This is a genomic window from Chlorobaculum sp. MV4-Y (assembly GCF_025244685.1).
Lineage (GTDB): Bacteria > Bacteroidota > Chlorobiia > Chlorobiales > Chlorobiaceae > Chlorobaculum.
On the sequence record NZ_CP104202.1, the window covers coordinates 257,635 to 278,674 of the forward strand.

13 protein-coding genes, 1 tRNA gene and 2 pseudogenes are annotated in these 21,040 nt (G+C 56.4%); 14 read left to right on the plus strand and 2 right to left on the minus strand.

The annotated features are described in order from the left end of the window. Positions 1 to 105 precede the first annotated feature (105 nt). From gltX to NY406_RS01285, 5 genes and pseudogenes are all read left to right on the plus strand, one after another. On the plus strand, positions 106 to 1,614 hold the full coding sequence (gene gltX / locus NY406_RS01265; protein WP_260534792.1) for a glutamate--tRNA ligase: 1,509 nt from the start codon (positions 106 to 108) through the stop codon (positions 1,612 to 1,614). 102 nt (positions 1,615 to 1,716) lie between these two features. Next, positions 1,717 to 1,792: transfer RNA gene (locus NY406_RS01270), tRNA-Phe, on the plus strand. Positions 1,793 to 2,231: 439 nt separating this feature from the next. Next, positions 2,232 to 3,379: pseudogene (gene crtC / locus NY406_RS01275) on the plus strand (hydroxyneurosporene dehydrogenase). Between the two features lie 155 nt (positions 3,380 to 3,534). Beyond that, positions 3,535 to 4,080: a Rieske 2Fe-2S domain-containing protein gene (locus tag NY406_RS01280; protein ID WP_260534793.1), complete on the plus strand. Its 546-nt coding sequence runs from the start codon at positions 3,535 to 3,537 to the stop codon at positions 4,078 to 4,080. Positions 4,081 to 4,116: 36 nt separating this feature from the next. Beyond that, entirely contained in the window at positions 4,117 to 5,379 is a 1,263-nt protein-coding gene (locus tag NY406_RS01285; protein WP_260534794.1) for a cytochrome b, read from the plus strand. Between the two features lie 95 nt (positions 5,380 to 5,474). Here the strand turns inward: NY406_RS01285 and NY406_RS01290 are convergent, their stop codons facing one another. Continuing rightward, on the minus strand, positions 5,475 to 8,945 hold the full coding sequence (locus NY406_RS01290; protein WP_260534795.1) for an alpha-amylase family glycosyl hydrolase: 3,471 nt from the start codon (positions 8,943 to 8,945) through the stop codon (positions 5,475 to 5,477). Positions 8,946 to 9,244: 299 nt separating this feature from the next. Between NY406_RS01290 and rfbA the strand changes: the two genes are divergently transcribed. From rfbA to NY406_RS01330, 8 genes and pseudogenes are all read left to right on the plus strand, one after another. Beyond that, complete coding sequence (rfbA, locus tag NY406_RS01295) at positions 9,245 to 10,126, plus strand: glucose-1-phosphate thymidylyltransferase RfbA (RefSeq protein WP_260633718.1); 882 nt, start codon at positions 9,245 to 9,247, stop codon at positions 10,124 to 10,126. Positions 10,127 to 10,155: 29 nt separating this feature from the next. After that, complete coding sequence (gene rfbC, locus NY406_RS01300; protein WP_260534797.1) at positions 10,156 to 10,713, plus strand: dTDP-4-dehydrorhamnose 3,5-epimerase; 558 nt, start codon at positions 10,156 to 10,158, stop codon at positions 10,711 to 10,713. Between the two features lie 36 nt (positions 10,714 to 10,749). Then, positions 10,750 to 11,625, plus strand: a complete 876-nt coding sequence (gene rfbD / locus NY406_RS01305; RefSeq protein WP_260534799.1) for a dTDP-4-dehydrorhamnose reductase — start codon at positions 10,750 to 10,752, stop codon at positions 11,623 to 11,625. A gap of 84 nt (positions 11,626 to 11,709) precedes the next feature. Beyond that, positions 11,710 to 12,759 carry a dTDP-glucose 4,6-dehydratase gene (rfbB, locus tag NY406_RS01310; RefSeq protein WP_260534801.1) on the plus strand — a complete coding sequence of 350 codons (1,050 nt, stop codon included), beginning with the start codon at positions 11,710 to 11,712 and terminating at the stop codon, positions 12,757 to 12,759. 56 nt (positions 12,760 to 12,815) lie between these two features. Further along, positions 12,816 to 14,227: pseudogene (locus NY406_RS01315) on the plus strand (mannose-1-phosphate guanylyltransferase/mannose-6-phosphate isomerase). A gap of 187 nt (positions 14,228 to 14,414) precedes the next feature. Next, positions 14,415 to 14,630: a hypothetical protein gene (locus tag NY406_RS01320; protein ID WP_010932002.1), complete on the plus strand. Its 216-nt coding sequence runs from the start codon at positions 14,415 to 14,417 to the stop codon at positions 14,628 to 14,630. A 169-nt stretch (positions 14,631 to 14,799) separates the two neighbouring features. Beyond that, positions 14,800 to 18,054: an isoleucine--tRNA ligase gene (gene ileS / locus NY406_RS01325; protein ID WP_260534803.1), complete on the plus strand. Its 3,255-nt coding sequence runs from the start codon at positions 14,800 to 14,802 to the stop codon at positions 18,052 to 18,054. A 63-nt stretch (positions 18,055 to 18,117) separates the two neighbouring features. Beyond that, the gene (locus tag NY406_RS01330; RefSeq protein ID WP_411267083.1) at positions 18,118 to 18,561 is read left to right on the plus strand and encodes a TraR/DksA family transcriptional regulator; all 444 of its coding nucleotides are present in this window, start codon (positions 18,118 to 18,120) and stop codon (positions 18,559 to 18,561) included. A gap of 156 nt (positions 18,562 to 18,717) precedes the next feature. Here the strand turns inward: NY406_RS01330 and purF are convergent, their stop codons facing one another. Beyond that, positions 18,718 to 20,211: an amidophosphoribosyltransferase gene (purF, locus tag NY406_RS01335; RefSeq protein ID WP_260534807.1), complete on the minus strand. Its 1,494-nt coding sequence runs from the start codon at positions 20,209 to 20,211 to the stop codon at positions 18,718 to 18,720. Between the two features lie 299 nt (positions 20,212 to 20,510). Here purF and NY406_RS01340 point away from each other — a divergent pair, with 299 nt between their 5' ends. Next, positions 20,511 to 20,999, plus strand: coding sequence for a hypothetical protein (locus tag NY406_RS01340; protein WP_260534809.1), 489 nt, complete (start codon positions 20,511 to 20,513; stop codon positions 20,997 to 20,999). Positions 21,000 to 21,040: the final 41 nt, after the last annotated feature.

Consider the following 21,040-nt stretch of genomic DNA (forward strand, 5'->3'; position numbering starts at 1 on the left):
CTGCGTTTCGAAAGCGCTCTTGGAATATCTGCACGTTCAGATTTTCGGAAGATGCGCCTGACGTCACAATCTGCCGAAATTATTTAACACCTGATCTTTCGTATTATGGCCGGTCAAAAGGTTAGAACGCGATTTGCCCCATCTCCAACGGGATATCTCCATGTCGGCGGTCTTCGCACCGCACTGTACAACTATCTGTTCGCCAAGAGAATGAACGGGGATTTCGTTATCCGGATCGAGGATACCGACCAGAGCCGCAAGGTCGAGGATGCTGAAAAGAACCTCATCAGTACGCTCGAATGGGCTGGCATCATCGCCGATGAAAGCCCGATGCACGGCGGCAACTACGGGCCTTACGTGCAGTCGCAGCGCCTTTCCATCTATCGCGACTACTGCACCCGCCTGCTCGAAGACAAGAACGCCTACTACTGCTTTTCGACCTCAGAGGAACTCGAAGAGAATCGCCAACTCCAGCTCAAGCAGGGGCTTCAGCCCAAGTACAACCGCAAGTGGCTTCCCGAAGACATGGGCGGCAACATGCCGGAATCCGAAATCAAGAAAAAGCTCGCCGAGGGCGCGCCTTACGTGGTGAGAATGAAGGTGCCGGACTACGTTTCGGTCTGGTTCGAGGATATGATTCGCGGTCCGATCGAGTTCGATTCCGCCACCATCGACGATCAGGTGCTAATGAAGTCTGACGGCTTTCCGACCTACCACTTCGCCAGCGTCATCGACGATCACCTGATGGAGTTCACTCACATCATCCGTGGCGAGGAGTGGCTGCCATCGATGCCGAAGCACCTCTTGCTCTATGAATTCTTTGGCTGGGAGCCGCCGAAGTTCGCGCACCTGCCGCTTTTGCTCAATCCCGACCGCTCCAAGCTCAGCAAGCGCCAGGGTGATGTGGCCGTGGAGGATTACATGCGCAAGGGCTACAGCAGCGAGGCGATTGTGAACTTCGTGGCGCTGCTCGGCTGGAACGAAGGCGAAGGCAGCGAGCAGGAAGTTTTCAGCATGGATGAGCTGATCTCCAAGTTCTCACTCGAACGGGTTGGCAAGGCTGGTGCTGTGTTCAACGTTGAAAAACTCTCGTGGCTGGAGAAGCAGTATATCAAGACCCGGCCTGTTGAAAAGATCGTGGGCAACATCAAGCCGGTGCTTCAGGCGAAGCTGGCCGAGCTTTCGCCGGAGATGTCTGTCGAGCGCATCACTTCCGACGATTATCTCGCCAAGGTGGTCGAGCTGATGCGGGAGCGCGTCAACTTCGAGCACGAGTTCGTGACCTTCAGCAGCTACTTCTTCTTCGAGCCGGAAAGCTACGAGAAGGAGGCCGTGGCCAAGCGCTGGACGCCGAACGTGCCGCCGCTGCTTCAGGAGTTTGTCGAGGTGCTCGACGCGAACAACGACTTTACTGCCGAAAATATCGAGGCGCAGCTCAAGGCTTTCGTGGCTCCGAAGGGACTGAAGCCCGCCGTGCTGATTCATCCGCTCAGGATCGCCGTCTCCGGTGTCAGCTTTGGCCCGAGCCTCTACCACATGCTCGAAGTGCTTGGCAAGGAAACAGTGCTGCGCAGGATCCGCCGCGCCATCGAGCGAATTGAAGTGCCGGTATAGCCTGATCGTCTGACCGCGGGGCATTCCGGTGCCCCGTGGTCGGAAAAAGTTCTTTTTGTTTGGCGTTAAAAAGGCAATTGCTATATTCACCTCACTCCAATTGGACAGATAGCTCAGTTGGTAGAGCAAAGGACTGAAAATCCTTGTGTCGGGGGTTCGATTCCCTCTCTGTCCACCAGAAAAACTGCTCTCAAAGCCCCTGAATTTTCAGGGGTTTTTGCTTTTATGGCGCTCCGCCCTTTCTTTTTCAGCCTTCCGGTCGGCACATAGTTTTTGCCTCTGTGGGCTATTTTTTGCAGTTCGGTTGTGCATCAAACAGGGGTGGCTCTGATTGTCTCGCTGCTTGCGGTGGAGTTCCTGAATGGATCGACAGACAGGCGAGCGCCTCATTCTCCGGTTTGCTGGTGGTGATTAAATGACGGGAAAGCGCTATCTTGATGAAGTTTTTACTGTCTCATAGCGGTTAGTTACGGCTTTAATAAGATCGTTGGCCAAGTCCTGGATATGCGCATCCGAGTCCTTCTTTTTCCTTCAATCTCTCTCGTGCAGGCTGTTCAGCCCCCATGCCCGTTGTGCGGTGATTTCGTCAGCCCGTTCTCCCATCCTCAGCTTCCGGTATGAACATCACGACCGATTCTCTTCAGGAGGCATGGCACCGGCTTGATGCTCCGGGTTCCTACGAGTGGTGGTATTTCGATGCCGAGGATGAATCAGAAGGAATCTCCGTGGTTTTTATCTGGTTTGCCGGGTTTGCTTTCTCGCCCTACTACCTGAGCCATTACGAGGAGTGGAAAGCCCATCGCCGGGACGACCAGCCTTATCCGCTGGACTACGGAGGCTTCAGCTTTCAGCTCTATCAGGATGGTTGCGAAACCATCAATTTCATCAAGGAAGGGGGCGTGAGTTTTTCGCCTCCGAAGATGGTGGAATCGGTGTGCGGTTCGACGGGAACCGTTTTGTCTATGATCCTCAACGAGATGAATACCGCCTTAGCATTGACTTTTCGTTCCCGGCTCGAGACCGCTCGGTTCAGGCTTCATTCTCTTTCCGTCCGTTGCACCGTTTTGATTATCACCTCGATACGGATGTGCACGATGGCGTCGATTTCCGTCACCAGTGGGTGCTGAGCGTCCCCAAAGCCGAGGTGCATGGCCTGCTCGATATCAAATCGCTTTCGTCGGACAATCGTCAGGTTCTGCAATTCCGTGGGCGGGGCTACCACGATCACAATCTCGGCACCGTACCGATGTACGAATCCATCGACCGGTGGTACTGGGGGCGGACCTTTTCAGAACGTTACGATCTGATCTATTACGTGGTTTTTTTGCGCGGCTGTTCCGCCAAGCCACAGGCGGTACTTATGCTTCTCGATCATGAAACTGGGCGGCAGTCAACGTTTGACGCAGTGCGTGTCCGCGAGAGCCGCTTTACGAGAGGGCTGTTTGCGCCGGTTCACGGAAAAACGTTACGGCTCGAAGCGGAAAGCGTCAGCGTGGAGGTGCAGCATCAAAAGGCGCTCGACACCGGCCCGTTCTACCTCCGGTACACCTCATTGCTCTCAATGACGATCGGGGAGGAGGCGCAGGAGGAGGTTAGAGGTATCTCCGAGTTTCTGAATCCTGCGCCGCTGAAGTCGAGGCTGATGCAATTTTTTACGGCAAGTCGTGTCTGGCGTGCTGGCAAGCGATCTGCAATGTATGTCCTGTACAATTTTTTCAAGCACCGATTTGAAAGGTTTAATAGGATAAATAGGAAAAAATTTTAAATTCGGTGTCAATCTTTACGACCAATCCGTGTTTCCGGCATCCTCATCAGGCCTGAACAAGGGCACGTTTCGGTGAAGTATTCACGAGATGCCGTCAGGCAGCCGATGCTTTCTTGATTCATACAACTCAAGTCATTTAAAGGAGATAGATAGTAATGGCGCAAACTGGTAATTTCAAAAGCCCGGCAAGAATGAGTTCGCTGGGTCAGGGAGCCGCTCCCGCTTCAGTCGGTGCGGTTACCGGCGGCAAACCTCGTGAAGAGGGACTCAATGGAGTCGATTTTGAGCGCAGAGGCTTTCTGCACAAGATTGTTGGCGGAGTGGGGGCGATCGTTGCTGTCAGTGCGCTCTATCCGGTTGTGAAGTATATCATTCCTCCCGTGAAAAAGATTAAGATCGTCAACTCAATGACGGTTGGCAAAGCCTCGGAAGTTCCGAACGGCACGGGAAAAATCTACCAGTTCAACGAGGACAAGGTCATCGTTGTCAACCACGGCGGCAACCTTACGGCGGTCAGCGCCGTCTGCACGCACCTCGGTTGCCTGGTGCACTGGGATGAAGCCGCCGACCAGCTGGCATGTCCCTGCCATGGCGCCAAGTACACGCAGACTGGTCAGATTATCTCAGGTCCGCAGCCCTTGCCGCTGAAACAGTACCAAGCCAAGGTCGAGGGTGACAGCATCGTCGTCTCGATAGCGTAATTAATCAATACCTGAAAATCAAGGGAGTCAACTCATATGGCTGAAAATACCCAGAAGCCGGCCGCAGGTACTGCGCCTGCCAAGCCGAAACCGGCGGCCCCAGGCGCGGCAAAACCTGCCGCCAAAGCGCCTGCCAAGCCCGCGGCACCGGCTGCCGCCGCACCTGGTGGCGTTTACAAACCTCCGGTAGATCGTCCGGATCCGAATCCTTTCAAGGATTCCAAAATGAGCGGCCTGGCCTCATGGTTCCAGGAGCGCTTTTACGTGCTCACGCCGATCATCGATTACATGAAGCACAAAGAGGTGCCGAAGCATCGCCTCTCCTTCTGGTACTATTTCGGCGGACTTGGGCTGTTTTTCTTTATTATCCAGATCCTCACTGGCCTGTTGCTTCTTCAGTACTACAAACCGACCGACGCGGCGGCATTTTCATCGTTTGTTTTTATTCAGAAAGAGGTGCCCTTCGGCTGGCTGATCCGCCAGATTCACGCCTGGAGCGCCAACCTGATGATTCTGATGCTGTTCATCCACATGTTCAGCACCTTCTTCATGAAGTCCTACCGCAAGCCTCGTGAGCTGATGTGGGTCAGTGGTTTTATTCTGCTCGTGCTCACCCTCGGCTTCGGCTTCACCGGCTACCTTCTGCCCTGGAACGAGCTGGCTTTCTTCGCCACCCAGGTTGGCACTGAGGTTCCGAAGGTGGCTCCGGGCGGCGCTTTCCTCGTCGAGATTCTGCGTGGCGGTCCCGATGTTTCCGGTGAGACCCTCACCCGCATGTTCTCGCTGCACGTCGTGCTGCTTCCGGGCCTGGTGATGCTGGTGCTGGCCGCTCACCTGACCCTCGTGCAGGTGCTTGGCACCTCTTCGCCGATCGGTTACAAAGAGGCTGGCCTCATCAAGGGTTACGACAAGTTCTTCCCGACCTTTCTTGCCAAGGATGGCATCGGCTGGTTGATCGGTTTTGCCCTGCTCGTCTATCTGGCGGTCATGTTCCCCTGGGAGCTTGGCGTCAAGGCCAATCCGCTGGCCCCAGCTCCGCTCGGCATCAAGCCGGAGTGGTACTTCTGGGCGCAGTTCCAGTTGCTCAAGGACTTCAAGTTCGAGGGCGGCGAGCTGCTCGCTATCGTGCTCTTCACCATCGGCGGCGTTGCTTGGATGTTGGTCCCTTTCCTCGATCGTCAGGCTTCGCAGGAGAAGAAAAGCCCAATGTTCACCATTTTTGGTCTTCTGGTTCTGGCTTTTCTGCTTATCAACACCTACAGGGTCTATGACTCTTATGTTCTGCACCTGCCGAAATAAGTGATCAGTTCGATATGCAAACAGAAAAAGCCCGGATTTCCGGGCTTTTTCGTTTTGGCGTTTTTAGCGGGAAGCGGACGTTGTGGATGACAGGCTTACTTTTTGCCTGCTACCGGTTTCAGCAGTGCTCCCAGTTCGTAGCCGCTGATGAAAGCGGACATTTCGAGCTTGTCGATGGCGTCCAGCCATGTTTGCAAAACGGTTTTGCCACTCAGCGGTTCGTTCAGCATCAGATTCTGCACCATGATCCATGAGGCAAGGAGACTGAGCCGGCGTTCGCGGAACCACTCTTTGCCGTGCAGGTGCTGTACCTGCATGAAGGTTCTGAAGTGGCGCTCCCCCGATTCATGGAGTGCTCGGATCGACTGCATGAGCTGCTCATCCGGAGTTTCATCGCTGCCGGATTTTGTCCTTCGCGAGAGCAGGCAGGAGATGAGATCAACGGCTTCCGCGCCGTTGACCGGCCAGGTGGCGGACTTCTCGGCGAAGACCTTTTCAAGTGTGTTGCCGAGCAACCATTGGTCGATGATCTGCTTTTCGAGAAGCCCGTTTTCGCGTACCATATCCTGAATGCAATTAAGGGCGATCAGGGGTTTTGCCAGCGAGTGAAATGCTTCGTCTGTTTTTTCGTCGAGACCGAGCGAAACTTGCACGCGCTTGATGTTCTCCGCTTCTTCGAGCAGTGATTCGCAGCGCAGGGCGCAGAGGTAGCTCTCCGCAGCTTTTTCGGCGATGTCGTTGGGCTGTGTCAGCGGCTGCTCCATGATCTCCGCGAAGCGTTCCGCGACGGCTTCAAGCATAGTCTGGCACTGCTTTCCGAACTCTGCAGACAGCTTTTCCGGTTTGCCGGATGCGCTCTTTTTCACTTTGACAACGCCTTCGATTGCTGCGGCCACGATCTGGTGAATCGGTCGCAGGCTCATCGAGAGTGCTTCGATTTCAACCGAAGCGACACCCCGCCCGTTCAGCTCCTCGCAGACCTGATCGTACGGCTTGAGCTTCGATGGCCGGACGACCCGGAACTCCATGAAGAGATTGTACTGGTAGCCGCCAAGCGCGACGTACAGACCATCATTTCGCAGCTGCGAGCACGACCGGATGAACTCCAGGCCGTTTCTCTGATCGCGGAAGATGACGTAGCTGCCGTGCTCACCGGGCAGCGCGAGCGCGTCGCCGAGCAGCGTCTGCTGCATCGAGCCGTTTTCGAGCCGTCCGGCGGAGAGGCGTATCCATCCTTCGGAGGCGTCGTAGCGGTTGTTGTAGATGAAGAGACTCTGCTTGCCTTCGTGCCGGTTGGTGTAGGCGAAGACGTTTTCGTTGACCCCGCCATCGGGCGCGTAGAGGTCGAAGAGCTGGAAGTGCGCGACCTCTGCGAACAGCGAACGCTGCTTCATCACCGGGAAGATTTCTTGGTAGTGCCGCTCGACCAGCTCGTGGTCGGGGTGCTCGTCGTAGTAGGCTTTGGCGTATTCCATGCCATATTTTTCGGTGAATCCCTCCACCTGGCCGTGGCCGATCATCGGCAGGCCCGGCATCGTCACCATCATCATGCAGACGCCGAAATACTTGTCGCCCCGCCCGAACTGCGCGATGGCCGTGTCTTCGTCGGGGTTGTTCATGAAGTTGACGTAACGCTTCAGAATCTCCGCGTCGAACTCCAGCGTCTTTTTGATCAGTCCGCGATAGCCCGCGTTGTCCTCCTTTTTGAGCATGTGCATGAAGGCGCTATTATAGACGCGGTGCATGCCGAGCGTGCGGACGAAGTAGCCTTCGAGCATCCAGAACGCTTCGGCGAGCAGCAGCGTGTCGGGCACCTCCTGGGCGACGCGGTCAACCACTTCGCGCCAGAACTCCTGTGGCATGGCGGCCTCGAACTCGGCCATGCTCATCGAGCAGGCACCGCGTGACGGAATGCCCGGCGCGTGGCCGTGCAGCGGGAACCAGAGGCGCTGGATGTGCATCTTTGCCAGCACCATCGCCGCATCGAAGCGGATTACCGGGAACATGCGGGCGACGTGCAGAATCTGCTGGATCACCCCTTCGCGCACCTCGGGATTGAGGAAGTTGAGCTGCGCTGTGTCGTTCCACGGCATGGTGGTGCCGTCGTTGCCGTGGTAGATGTAGCGCGTGTCGCCGGTCATGTGATCGACTCGCTTGAAGGTGACTGCGGCGTCGGAACGGTTCCAGTAGCCATCCTCGATGTGAATGCCGTAGCGGTCGCTGGCGCTCAGGTTCGGGCCGTTGTAGGTGTAGTTCGGATAGGGCGGTACGTTCGATGAGAGGAACCAGTCGGGACGGTTGCGCACCAGTTCCGAATCGATGCCGGTGTGGTTCGGCACCATGTCGCTGGCCAGCCGGATGCCGCGCTGCATAGCTCGGTTGCGCAGATCGACGTAGCCGTCATAGCCGCCCAGCTCGTGGGCGATGTCGTAACTTTCGAGCGCGTAGGCTGACGCTTTGGCTTCCGGATTGCCCTGAAGCTGCTTGATCTTCCGCGATGCGTAGCTGCGCTCCCACAAGCCGATGAGCCACAGCGCGGTGAAGCCTCGGTCGGCGAGCAGGTCGAGTTCCTCGTCGGGAATGTCCTGAAGCCGCGCGATGTGACGACCGTACTGGCGCGAGAGCTGGTCGAGCCAGACGTAGGTGCTCTTGGCGATCATCACCACCTCCGGCATCCACGACGAGTCGTGCGAGTAACGCGCCGGAGCGTTCGCAAGGTCGGTGTAGGAGGGCGCTTGCGCCTCCTTTTCGCCGAACGTGCCGCCATGAGTGGTCTGATTCTGAGCGAGATTTTCAAAAAAGAGGTAGCGATCTTCGTCTTCAATCAGCACGATAGCCTCGTCGAGCAGCTCCCGCCACGGTGAGTCGGCGAGCAAGTCCTGCCAGTTCAGCTTGATAAAACGGAGCTGGTCGAGCAACGAGTCTGGTGCGTGCCGGAACGGGCGCGTGAGCAGCTCTTCCAGATTGTCCTCCCGGTTGCTGACCGGGCCAGCGTTTTGCACGGTGTGCTGCATCGCCCTGACGAGTTGCGGGTAGGCCCGGTCGCCGTGCAGCTCCTGGTCGGAAATCAGCTCCGCAAACTGCTTCAGCGCCGGATTCCGGTTGTTGAGCCAGACCAGGTAGACCTCTTCGAGGGCGTTCGAGCGGTTGGCGGGGCTTTTCAGCCAAGTTTCGGCAGCGGTTTTCGAGTGGTAAATCTCCCCGGCGGGGAAGCGTTTGACGAACCTGCCGAGATACTCGGCGGCATTCCAGTTCGAGGCTTCGCTGTCGAGTACGGCCAGCGCCTGAGTATGCAGGCCCGAGACCTTGTCGATCACATGGTGTTGCAGCTCGTGCAGCAGCTTCATGCCGTGGAACTGCGCGGGCAGCAACGGTTTGGCGCCGTCGCCTTCGATCAGGCGCAACCGCTGGTTGATCGTCTCGGTCTGCCGTTCGGATTGCGCCATCGCCTCGCGCCGGTCGCCGGGCAGTCGCAGCAGATCAGGATCGTCGAGGTGATAACGGTCCCTCGCCACCCTGTTGATGTAGAAATGTTCTTTCGCGGAAGTACGGCTATCGGTGCTCATATGGCAGGTTTGGCGATCTCTGGATTTTGCAGATGTACAAACAAGTTAATCAATAATTGATTCCGGCTGAAACACGGTTTTCAGGAGTGTTTTTGGTAAATAGGTGCTTTTGGTCGTGTACTATTGCATGAGGTAAGCTGTCAGCGCAATGGTTCCGGATTTAATGTTTTGGGGCCAGAAGTTCCTCTGAACGCGCGATTAAAAAAGAAAAAAATTATATAATAGATTAAGTGGCCAAGTGGCTTGAGAAGCTGCGCGGCGGAATTATGACCATCGTTGGCCGAAGATCAACAACCACCATGAAAGGTATCATTCTTGCCGGAGGCTCAGGCACCCGCCTCTATCCTGTGACCAAGGGCGTATCGAAGCAGCTGCTTCCGGTGTACGACAAGCCGATGATCTACTATCCGCTCACCACTCTGATGCTTGCCGGTATCAGGGAGATTCTCGTTATTACCACCCCCGAGGACCAGCCTTCGTTCGTCAAGCTGCTCGGCGATGGTAGCGACTGGAGTATCAACCTTTCCTATATGGTTCAACCCTCGCCCGACGGACTGGCGCAGGCGTTCATTCTCGGTCGCGATTTTATCGGCAATGATGATGTCTGTCTTGTGCTTGGCGACAACATCTTTTTTGGTTATGGTTTCAGCGGGATGCTCGAAGAGGCGGTTCGTGCGGTCGAGAAACGGAGAAAAGCGGTGGTTTTCGGCTACTATGTCAGTGATCCCGAACGTTATGGCGTCGTCGAGTTCGATTCGGCAGGGGAGGTGCTTTCCATCGTCGAGAAGCCTGAAAAACCGAAATCGAACTATGCTGTCGTGGGGCTCTATTTCTATCCGAACGATGTGATTGACATTGCCGCCGGCGTCAAACCGTCGTCGAGAGGGGAACTCGAGATCACCTCGGTGAACCAGACGTACCTCGACCGCGGCGATCTGGTTTGTTCCATCATGGGGCGTGGATTTGCCTGGCTTGATACCGGCACGCACGAATCATTCCAGGAGGCAGGCAACTTCATTGAAACCGTCGAGAAGCGGCAGGGGCTCAAGGTAGCCTGCCCCGAAGAGATTGCCTGGCGGAACGGCTGGATCGGCGATGCCGACATCGAACGTCTCGCCTCGCCGCTCCTCAAGAACCAGTATGGGCAGTATCTGCTCAATCTTCTGGAACGGAGAATCTGAACATCAATCCATCAGCGGTACTGTAACCTATGCAGATCATCCGGACATCAATCCCTGACGTTCTTCTGTTCGAGCCAGAGGTGTTCGGCGACGAACGCGGCTGGTTTTGCGAGTCTTTCCGGCAGGATATATTCGAGCAGCACGCCGGATGCCACCGTTTTGTGCAGGATAACGAATCGTTTTCACGCTATGGCGTTGTCCGGGGTCTGCATTACCAGAAACCGCCGCATGTGCAGGGCAAGCTTGTCCGTGTGACCCGGGGCGAGGTGCTTGATGTGGCTGTCGACATACGCAAGGGCTCTTCAACATTCGGTCATCATGCTGCCCAACTGCTCAATGAGAGCAATCGCCGGATGATGTGGATTCCGCCTGGATTCGCCCACGGCTTTGCGGTGCTGAGCGCGGCGGCAGTGTTCAGTTATAAATGCACGGATTATTATGCGCCATCACACGATGCGGGCATCCGGTGGAACGATCCGGCTATTGGCATAGAATGGGGCGTGCCGGAAAGCGATATGAGCCTTTCGGAAAAGGATCTTCGTCAGCCGATGCTGCATGATATTGATGGCATTGTGCTGGACGCATAGCATATTTTTCGAACCGCTTATACCGACCAGAGAAAAATGAACATTCTTGTCACCGGGAGCCGTGGGCAGCTTGGTTCCGAACTGCAAAAACTGCAACAAGTGCATGGCTGGCGGGAATGGTTTTTCATGGAGCTGCCGGAACTCGACATCACCGATGCGCTGACAGTGGAGCGTGTTTGCCGCGATCGACAGATCGGTGCGATTGTCAACTGCGCAGCCTACACGGCGGTGGACAGGGCCGAGAGCGACGCGGAAGCAGCGTTCAGGGTGAACCGTGATGGCGCTGCGGTGCTTGCTTCGGTTGCAGTGGAGGTTGGCGCACTGTTGCTGCACATTTCAACCGATTATGTCTTCGATGGCAGCTCGAACCGACCTTATTGCGAGGATGACCCGGTTGCGCCTTGCGGTGTTTATGGCTTATCCAAATGGGAGGGTGAAGAGGCGATCCGTGCGAGCGGCTGCTCGTATATCATTCTACGCACCGCCTGGCTCTACTCGGTTTACGGGCAGAACTTCGTGAAAACGATGCTTCGTCTTGGTAGCGAGCGCCAGTCGATTGGCGTTGTGTTTGATCAGGTGGGCAGCCCGACATGGGCGGCAGATCTGGCCGGGGCGATCGTTTCGATTTTCGGCCAATGCGATCCGGCTCGGAGCTACAGCGAGACTTTTCACTACTCGAATGAAGGGGTCTGTTCCTGGTACGACTTTGCCAAAGCGATTATGGATGCCGAAGGGCTTCCGTGCAAGGTCTCGCCCATTGAAAGCTCCGATTACCCGACGCCAGCCAAAAGGCCTCATTTCAGCGTGTTGAACAAGCGAAAAATCAAGAGTACCTTGGGGCTTGAAATCCCGCACTGGCACGACAGCCTGCTGCGGATGCTTGAGGAGCTTCGGGAAGGTGGTCAGGCGTGAGCGGATCGATTTTACAAGGCATTGCGCAATAATTTGTGGCAGGGCAACCGCCAGGGTTGCCCCTACAATGTTCTCTTATAAACTATGCATATTCTCATTACCGGTGGTGCGGGGTTTATCGGTTCGCATGTGGTCAGGCACTTTTTGAATCGTTATGCGGACTACACGATCACCAATCTCGACAAGCTTACCTACGCGGGCAATCTGGCCAATCTGAAAGATGTCGAATCGAATCCGAACTACCGGTTCGTGAAGGGCGATATCGCTGATGGCTCATTTCTGCTCGATCTGTTCAAAAAATATTGCTTCGATGCAGTCATTCATCTGGCCGCCGAGTCGCACGTGGATCGCTCCATTGAAAGCCCGGTCGAGTTCGTGATTGCCAACGTGCTTGGCACGGTGAACCTGCTCAACGCCGCGCGCGCCACGTGGGAAGGCAAGTTCGAGGGCAAGCGGTTTTACCACATCTCGACCGACGAGGTCTATGGTTCGCTCGGCAGCGAGGGGATGTTTTCGGAAACCACGCCCTACGATCCGCATAGCCCCTACTCGGCCTCGAAAGCGTCTTCGGATCACTTTGTCCGGGCATTCCACGATACTTACGGCCTGCCGGTGGTGATTAGCAACTGCTCGAACAACTACGGCTCGCACCAGTTCCCGGAAAAGCTGATTCCTCTCTTCATCAACAACATTCGCCTGGAGAAGCCGCTGCCGGTGTACGGCCAAGGCTTGAACGTCCGTGACTGGCTCTGGGTGGTAGACCACGCGCGAGCCATCGACGAAATTTTCCATCGCGGAGCGGCGGGCGAGACCTACAACATCGGCGGGCACAACGAGTGGACGAACATCGACCTGATCCGCCTGCTCTGCCGCATCATGGACCGCAAGCTTGGTCGCGAGGCGGGGGAGTCCGAAAAGCTCATCACCTACGTGACCGACCGTGCGGGCCACGATCTTCGCTACGCCATTGATGCCTCGAAGCTGCAACGCGAGCTTGGATGGGTGCCGTCTGTGACCTTCGAGGAAGGGCTGGAAAAAACCGTTGACTGGTATCTTGAAAATCAGGCCTGGCTCGACGAGGTGACGTCGGGAGCCTATCAGCGCTACTATGAAAAGATGTACGCCGCCCGCTGAGCGTGGAGCGGAATATCCGGATCCGATAATTGTATTGAAGTATTGAGATTTCGCCTATGATCATGCCTGTCATTTTGAGCGGTGGCGCCGGAACGAGGCTCTGGCCGCTTTCGAGAGCCCTGTACCCGAAACAGCTTCTGCCGCTTTTCGGCGAAAAACCATGCTTCAGGACACGGTGCTCCGGGTCGAATCGATCGAAGAGGTCGGGCCTGTGACCTGCGTCTGCAACGACGAGCACCGCTTTCTGGTTGCCGAGCAGCTCCGGCAGATCAATGCCGACGCCGGAGCGGCCATCATTCTTGAGCCTTTCGGACGCAATACGGCGCCAGCAGCGGCGGCCGCAGCCCTGACCATAGCCGCAAGCCATCCCGGAGCGCTTATGCTTTTGCTGCCTGCCGATCACGTCATTCTCGACAGGCAAGGCTTTGTTGCCTCGATTGAATCGGCACGGAGTGCGGCTGAGTCCGGCAGTCTGGTGACTTTCGGTATCGTGCCGTCCGCGCCTGAAACGAGGTATGGCTACATCCGGGCGGTTGCCGGTTCCATGGGAGTGACCCGTCCTGTCGCTGAATTCGTCGAGAAGCCATCCCTTGAACGGGCGGAAGGCTACGTGGCTTCGGGCGACTATTTCTGGAACAGCGGCATGTTCCTGTTCCGCCCAGAAATCTATCTCGCCGAGCTTGAAGCTTCCTCGCCCGAAATGCTCGACGCATGCCGCAAATCCCTCGAAAATGCCCGGCGAGATCTCGATTTTCTGCGGCTCGATCCCGAGGCCTTTGCAGCCTGTCCCTCAAATTCGATCGACCATGCCGTCATGGAAAAAACTTCCAACGCAGTGGTTGTGCCCATGCAGGCAGGCTGGCGCGATGTTGGCGCGTGGTCGGCACTTTGGGAGGCCCAGGAGCGCGATGCCGAGGGCAACATCAAGCGTGGTGATGTGCTGACGCACGGAGTTCGGAACAGCTACATCCACGCCACCAGCCGGCTGGTGGCGGCAGTCGGCCTCGAAGAGCAGGTGATCGTCGAAACCGCCGACGCGGTGCTGGTCACCTCGAAAGACAAGGTGCAGGAGGTCAAGGCCATCGTCGAGCAGCTCCGGTTGCAGGAGCGCGAAGAGCCGCTGATCCACCGGCGGGTCTACCGGCCATGGGGTTCGTACGAAACCGTCGATGAGGGCGAACGATTCAAGGTCAAGCGCATCACGGTCAAGCCTGGCGCGGCGCTTTCTTTGCAGATGCACAGCAGACGCGCCGAGCACTGGATTGTCGTGACCGGCAGAGCGCTGGTGACGGTCGGGAAAAAACAGGTGCCGCTCGAGGCGAACCAGTCGATCTACATCCCGGTCGAAGAGCTTCACCGGCTCGAAAATCCCGGCGACGAGCCGCTCGAACTCATTGAAGTGCAGTCGGGCGTTTACCTCGGCGAGGACGATATCATTCGGTTTGAAGATCACTACGGACGACTGTGAGCAGTGGGAGGAGTTGCCTTTCCTGCATTTTCTTCTCTTGTAGGACTTATAAGTTTATAATTTCCATAGGGTCTTTAAGTCCCATAGAAGAGGGGGAAGGTTTTGAGAGCAACGATTATTGTGATACATTGACCTGTTGCGATAATGCGGCATTCCAGACGATTTTCAATCAAAATTCCGGTAGCATATGGCTGAAGAAATGAAATCTCCCAACCAGAATCAGCCGGTTGGTGACGTCGTGAAGGGTGATTTTGCGACCATTCTTGTCGGTCTGGGCACGATGCTCGACGGAGCACTGACACCTCTGAGCAAGGTCGTCGCCTCGGCGCTCGATTCGATGACGGTTGTCGCGCACCAGATTCTCAATGGCATCAGCAACTCGATTGACAATAAGCAGCAGTAATTCTCCTTTGCCGGGACTTTTCCTCGCATAGCACCTGAAGGCAGTCTTCTCCGCTCGAAGGCTGCCTTTCTCTTTTCCTGCCGATTCTCGTATATTCAGACTTTTCCGCGAAAACGGGCCATAACCTGCTTTTCGCTTACGATATTTCCAGTTTGACATTTCTCAAGCCATGCCCGACACCTATCCCGAGTACCCGTCCAGCCTTTCCTACAGCGCCATGGAGGCCCAAATCCGTGAGTTCTGGATCGAACGGAATATTTTCAGGAAGAGCCTTGAAAAGGATGCGCCCAAGGGCATCTACTCCTTCTACGAAGGCCCGCCGACGGTGAATGGCAAGCCCGGCGTGCATCACCTCTTCAGCCGCACTATCAAGGATGTGGTGTGCCGCTACCACGCCATGCAGGGCTATCAGGTACCGCGCAAGGCGGGCTGGGACACGCACGGCTTGCCGGTGGAGATTTCCGTCGAGAAGAAGCTTGGCCTGAAGAACAAGTCGCATGTCGAGGAGTATGGCGTCGGCGAGTTCAACCGCGAGGCGCGCGCGCTGGTCTATCACCACATCGACGACAACCGCGAGGGGTGGGGCAAGCTGACCGAGCGCATGGGCTACTGGGTCGATATGGACAGCCCCTACATCACCTGCGACAACAACTACATCGAGTCGGTCTGGTGGGCGCTGAAAACCATTTTCGACAAGGGGCTGATCTACAAGGATTACAAGATCGTGCCGCAGGATCCGAAGTCCGAGACCGTGCTCAGCTCGCACGAGCTGGCGCTGGGCTACAAGGAGGTACAGGATCCGAGCGTCTATATCAAATTCCGTCTGAAGGATTCGGATGAGAGCATCCTCGTCTGGACGACCACGCCGTGGACGCTGATCTCGAACGTCGCGCTTGCCGTCGGACGTGACATCGACTACGTGCGCGTCAAGCATCGCGAAACCGGCGAGGTGCTGATTCTTGCCGAATCGCGCCTGTCGGTGCTTGTCGAGAAGATCGGCGACGAGTCTGCATGGGAAATCATCGACCGCTGCAAAGGCAGCGACCTTGAAGGACGCGACTACGAGCCGCTCTTCAACTACTTCTCGCCCGAGCGCCGTGCCTGGTATGTGGCGTGCGGCGACTTCGTCTCGACCGGCGACGGTACGGGCATTGTGCACATCGCTCCGGCGTTCGGCGCGGATGACTACGAGCTGTCGAAGCAGTACCAGCTTCCGATGCTTCAGCCAGTGGCGCGTAACGGCTGCTTCACCGCCGAGGTTCCCGACTACGAAGGCATGTTCTTCAAGGAGGCCGACAAGCCGATTATGCAGCGGCTCAAGGAGGAGGGCAAGCTCTACCGCCGCGAGACGATCCAGCACACCTACCCATTCTCGTGGCGCTACGATGTGCCGGTGATCTACTACGCCCGCGAGTCGTGGTATATCCGCACCACCGACATCGCGCCGCGCATGGTGGAACTGAACAAGACCATCAACTGGAATCCCTCCGAAATCGGCGCGGGACGCTTTGGCAACTGGCTCGAAGAGAACAAGGACTGGGCGCTCTCCCGCGAACGTTTCTGGGGCACGCCGCTGCCGGTCTGGGTTGCCGAGGACTTCGCCATCGGCGACGGCCCCGACTCGGGCAAGCTCTTTGCGGTCGGTTCCGTCGCGGAGCTGCGCGAGGGTTTCATTGACATCGACGGCGAGTCGATGAATCTCGGCGACGCGCTCGACAAGGGTCTCGTCGAACTCGACCTGCACAAGCCTTTCGTGGATCGCATTTACTTTATCCGCGACGGCAAGCGTTTCAAACGCACGCCCGAACTGATCGACGTCTGGTTCGACAGCGGCTCGATGCCCTTCGCGCAGTTGCACTATCCTTTCGAGAACAAGGAGCTGTTCGACAAGACCTTTCCGGCGGACTTCATCGCCGAGGGCGTGGATCAGACGCGCGGCTGGTTCTACACGCTGCACGCCATCGCGACGCTCATCTTCGACCGTCCGGCCTACCGGAACCTCGTCGTCAATGGTCATATCCTCGACAAGAATGGCCAGAAGATGTCCAAGTCGAAGGGCAACGTGGTCGATCCGTTCGAGTCGATGGAGCAGTACGGCGCGGATGCCATTCGCTGGTATCTCATGATCACCAGCCCGCCGTGGCGCCCGAAGCTTTTCAACGCCGCTGAGATCGAGGAGGAGCAGCGCAAGTTCTTCCGCGCCTTTATCAACAGCTACAACTTCTTCGTGCTCTACGCCAACGTCGATGGTTTCCGGAACGAAGAGGCCGCCATTCCGTTCGCGCAGCGCTCAGAGCTCGACCGCTGGGTGCTCTCCAGCCTCAACACGCTCATCGTTGAAGTGACCAGCCGCATGGAGCAGTATGACCTCACGGGCGCGTGCCGTCTCATTGGCGACTTCACGGTCGATGACCTGTCGAACTGGTATATCCGCCGCTCGCGCAAGCGCTTCTGGAAGGGCGAGATGGGGCCGGACAAGCTCTCGGCTTACCAGACCCTCGCCACGGTGCTCGAAACGCTCTCGAAGCTGCTCGCTCCGTTCGTGCCGTTCATCGCCGAAAAAATCTGGCTTGACCTGAAGAGCGTCGGCGAAACCTCGAAAGCCGAATCGGTGCACCTCGCCGACTGGCCGGTGACGGACGAAAACTGCATTGACGCGGCGCTCGAAGAGCGCATGAAGAAGGCACAGATCATCACCTCACTGGTGCGCACCATGCGCGAGAAGGCCGCCATCAAGGTGCGCCAGCCGCTCAAGCGCATCCTGCTGGTCGCCGCCGAACCCGGTTCTCGCGCAGCCTACGAGCTGGTGTCGGACATCATCAAGGAAGAGGTCAATGTCCAGAAGATCGAGTATGTCGAGGACGAGGATGGCTCTGTGATCAGCAAGAAGGCCAAGCCCAACTTCAAGACCCTCGGGCCACGCTTTGGCAAGGACATGAAGCTCTTGGCCGAGGAGATCAGGATCATGAGTCGCAAGCAGATTTCGCGCCTCGAAACGGAAGGCTCCATCGAGATCGATCTCGGCGGGCGCATCTGCACTGTGCTTCGTGAGGATGTTGACATTGTGCATGAGGACATCGAGGGGTGGCTCGTGGCGGCGGACGACGCGCACCGCATTATGGTGGCGCTCGACACCGAAATCACCGAAGAGCTTGAGATGCTCGGCCTGGCCCGCGAGCTGGTGAGCCGCATTCAGACGCTCCGCAAGGAGAGTGGTCTCGAAATTACCGACCGTATCGCCCTGACGATTGCGGGCAGCGAAAAGCTGCTGGCGGCGGCGAGGAAGAGCGAGTCCTATATTATGGATGAAACGCTTGCCACGTCGATTGCACTGCTGCCGCTCGACGATTCGCAGCCTGGCGATGGCGCGGAGCAGGTCAACAATGAATTGTGCCAGTTGTCGCTTGAAAAATCCGGTTCGTGATCGTATTATATAACTTCGTGTTTTTACGGTTTACCGCTGGGTTGCCGTTGGAACCTCTAAACCATGACCATCATGTCGAAGAAAACCAGCCCTGTTCAGGAAAGCCCTGCGGAGCCTACGGAAGAGACCAGACTGACCAGGACTTACCTGAGCGACGAGGAGCTCGAACACTTCAGGCAGCTTCTGCTGAAGCGGCGTGATGAGGTGTTACGCGATCTCGATATTCTGCGTTCATCGCTGTCCGAGGAGAGCGTCGAGGACTCGATCAACTCGAACTACTCGATGCACATGGCCGATCACGGCACCGAAACTATGGATCGCGAGCAGCGCTTCATGTTCATCGCCCGTGACGAGAAATACCTACACTACATCGATCAGGCGCTCGACCGCATCCGTAACAAGACCTACGGCATCTGCACCAAATCGGGCAAGCCGATTCCCAAAAAGCGCCTCGAAGCCGTGCCGCACACCTCGGTGAGGATTGAATTCAAGCAGACAAAGAAGTAAAGCTTCAAGACTTCGGGAGGCATCATCACAGATTGAAAAGGCTGTCCACACCGGGCAGCCTTTCGTTTTTCCATTCAAAAAGAAAAGCCGTCCGGCCTGGAAGCGAAGACGGCTTTTTTATCTGGTGCTGTTTTTCCGTTCAGCAAACAGGAAGGCTTAGTCGTTTTCCTCTTTGTCGGTTGTTGCGTCGGTGATCGGGATGGGGTAATCTCCGCTGAAGCAGGCGGTGCAGTAGCCGCACTCTTCACCTTCGAATTTCGGTACGCTGTTCAGGAGTCCTTGCATGGAGAGGTATCTCAGTGAATCCACGCCGATGTACTCTCTGATCTTTTCGATGTCACCCAGCTCGTGCTCGGCATCAGCAAGCATGTGGGTGAGCAGCTGGCGCTTGGTCGGGAAGTCCATGCCGTAGAAGCAGGGATTGGTGATCGGCGGCGAGCTGATGTGCAGATGGATTTCCGCGGGATTGGCCTCCCGAACAAGCTTGATGAGCATTTTGGCCGTTGTGCCGCGCACGATCGAGTCATCGACAAGAATGATCGGTCGATCCTGCATGACGCCGCGCACGATGTTGTATTTGGAGCGAACCTTGATTTCGCGGCTCTGGATGCCGGGCTGGATGAAGGTGCGTCCAACGTAGTGATTGCGGATGAGGCCGTGCTCGAAACGGGCCGGTTTGCCAAGCTTGTTGCTCTCCCGGACGAAGCCGAGTGCGGCCGTGTTCGACGAGTCGGGTACGCTAACAACGGTCAACTCCTTTTCATCCGGTTGCCGCTCGATGGTCGATTCGCGCGCGAGATTTTTTCCGAGGTTCCGGCGCACCTTGTCCACCGAGTTCCGGAAAATGAAGCTATCGGGACGGGCAAAATAGACATACTCGAAGATGCAGCGGGCCTTGCGCTCGACTGGCGGAAGGTAGAGCGAAACCGGCTTTTCGTTGTCCACGGCGAGGTGATCGATCAGGAGGATTTCCCCCGGCGCGATGTCGCGGATGTACTCAGCCTTGATGATGTCGAAGGCACAGGTTTCGCTTGCCACGACGTAAGCCATCTCTCCGGTTGACGGATCGATTTTCTTGCCGAGGGCCAGAGGACGGACGCCGTATGGATCGCGGGCGGCAATCATCTGGTTGTTGGCCAGAATGACGATCGAATAGGCTCCCTCTACCTGCCTCAAGGCATCGTAAATCTGGTGCAGCGGCTCCTTCTCCTTGCTTCGCGCAGCCAGGTGCGGAATAATTTCTGTATCCGATGAGGCCTGGAAGATCACGCCCTGTTCGGTCAGTTCTTTGCGTAGCGCTCTTGAATTGGTGAGATTTCCGTTGTGGGCGATGGCGAGGCTTCCGGAGCGGTAGGTGAGGGAGAAGGGCTGGATATTGTTGTTCGATTTTGATGCGCCAGTAGTCGAGTATCTATTGTGTCCGATGGCGGCATAGCCGCTCAGGCTCTCGAAAATCTGCTCATCCCTGAACACTTCCGAAACCAGACCAGGCCCCTTGTGCTGCTTGAAGAGTGTTTTTTTCTTTGCTTTGTTGTATTCAGCTACCACGATACCTGCAGCTTCCTGCCCCCGGTGTTGAAGGGAGTAGAGACCGTAAAAGGTATCTTCGGCGGGAGTTTTTGAATTAAAAACGCCGAAAACTCCGCACATATCAGTAAAATCTTAAGATTGTGTAAAATCTTTGCCTCTGAGAGGCACGTAAAACTAATATATCAAGACCAAAATTAAAAACAATCAAACAGGCAAAAGCGCTCGCGTTTGGTTTTTCACTGCATCAGGTCGTACCATGTCCAGCCGCACCAGATACCATTGTTATTCTTCAGGTTTACACTCTGAAGGAATTGAATGGCTGCTTACGTCGTTTGTCTGTATGGAAGCCATCGCCCGCAAGAACATTCAACGCAAATAGTTATGAACACTGTAGCCAAAAAACCCGCACCCCAGTCGCCATGGACCTGGATTCTCATTACCCTGCTCTGGGGGAGCGTTTTCTTTTTACTTCTACGTGGATGCTGGGCAAGGCTTCGGCGTGGCTCGATGCTGGCGGATTCCTGCCTGACGGTGCCGCGACGCTGATCGTGTATCTGTTGTATGTGCCGGTGCTGATCGTCATCGCGCTCGTGGCGATGGCCGTGAAAAACCGTCTCGATCCGGGTTCGCTCAAGCAGCTTGAGCGGCAGAAAGCGGTCAAAGAGGGAAAGCGCGAGCGCTATTTTGTCTCTTTCGCGGGAGGAATCGCGAGCAGCTTTCTTTTCACTGTTCTGACGGCAATCGCTCACATTGCGGCGGTTCCGATCACCGGGGCGGTCATCCGGCTGAACCCGGCCACGGTGGCTGTTGCGGGAGTGCTGAACATTGCGGCTGGTCTCGGAGCTTCCTTGCTGGTGGGAATGATTTTTCTCGTTTCGGGAGTCGGGCGGAAGGCGAAGCGTGCCTGAGTGTAAAGGCGGTGCAATAAAAAAGCGCAGTGTAACAGCTG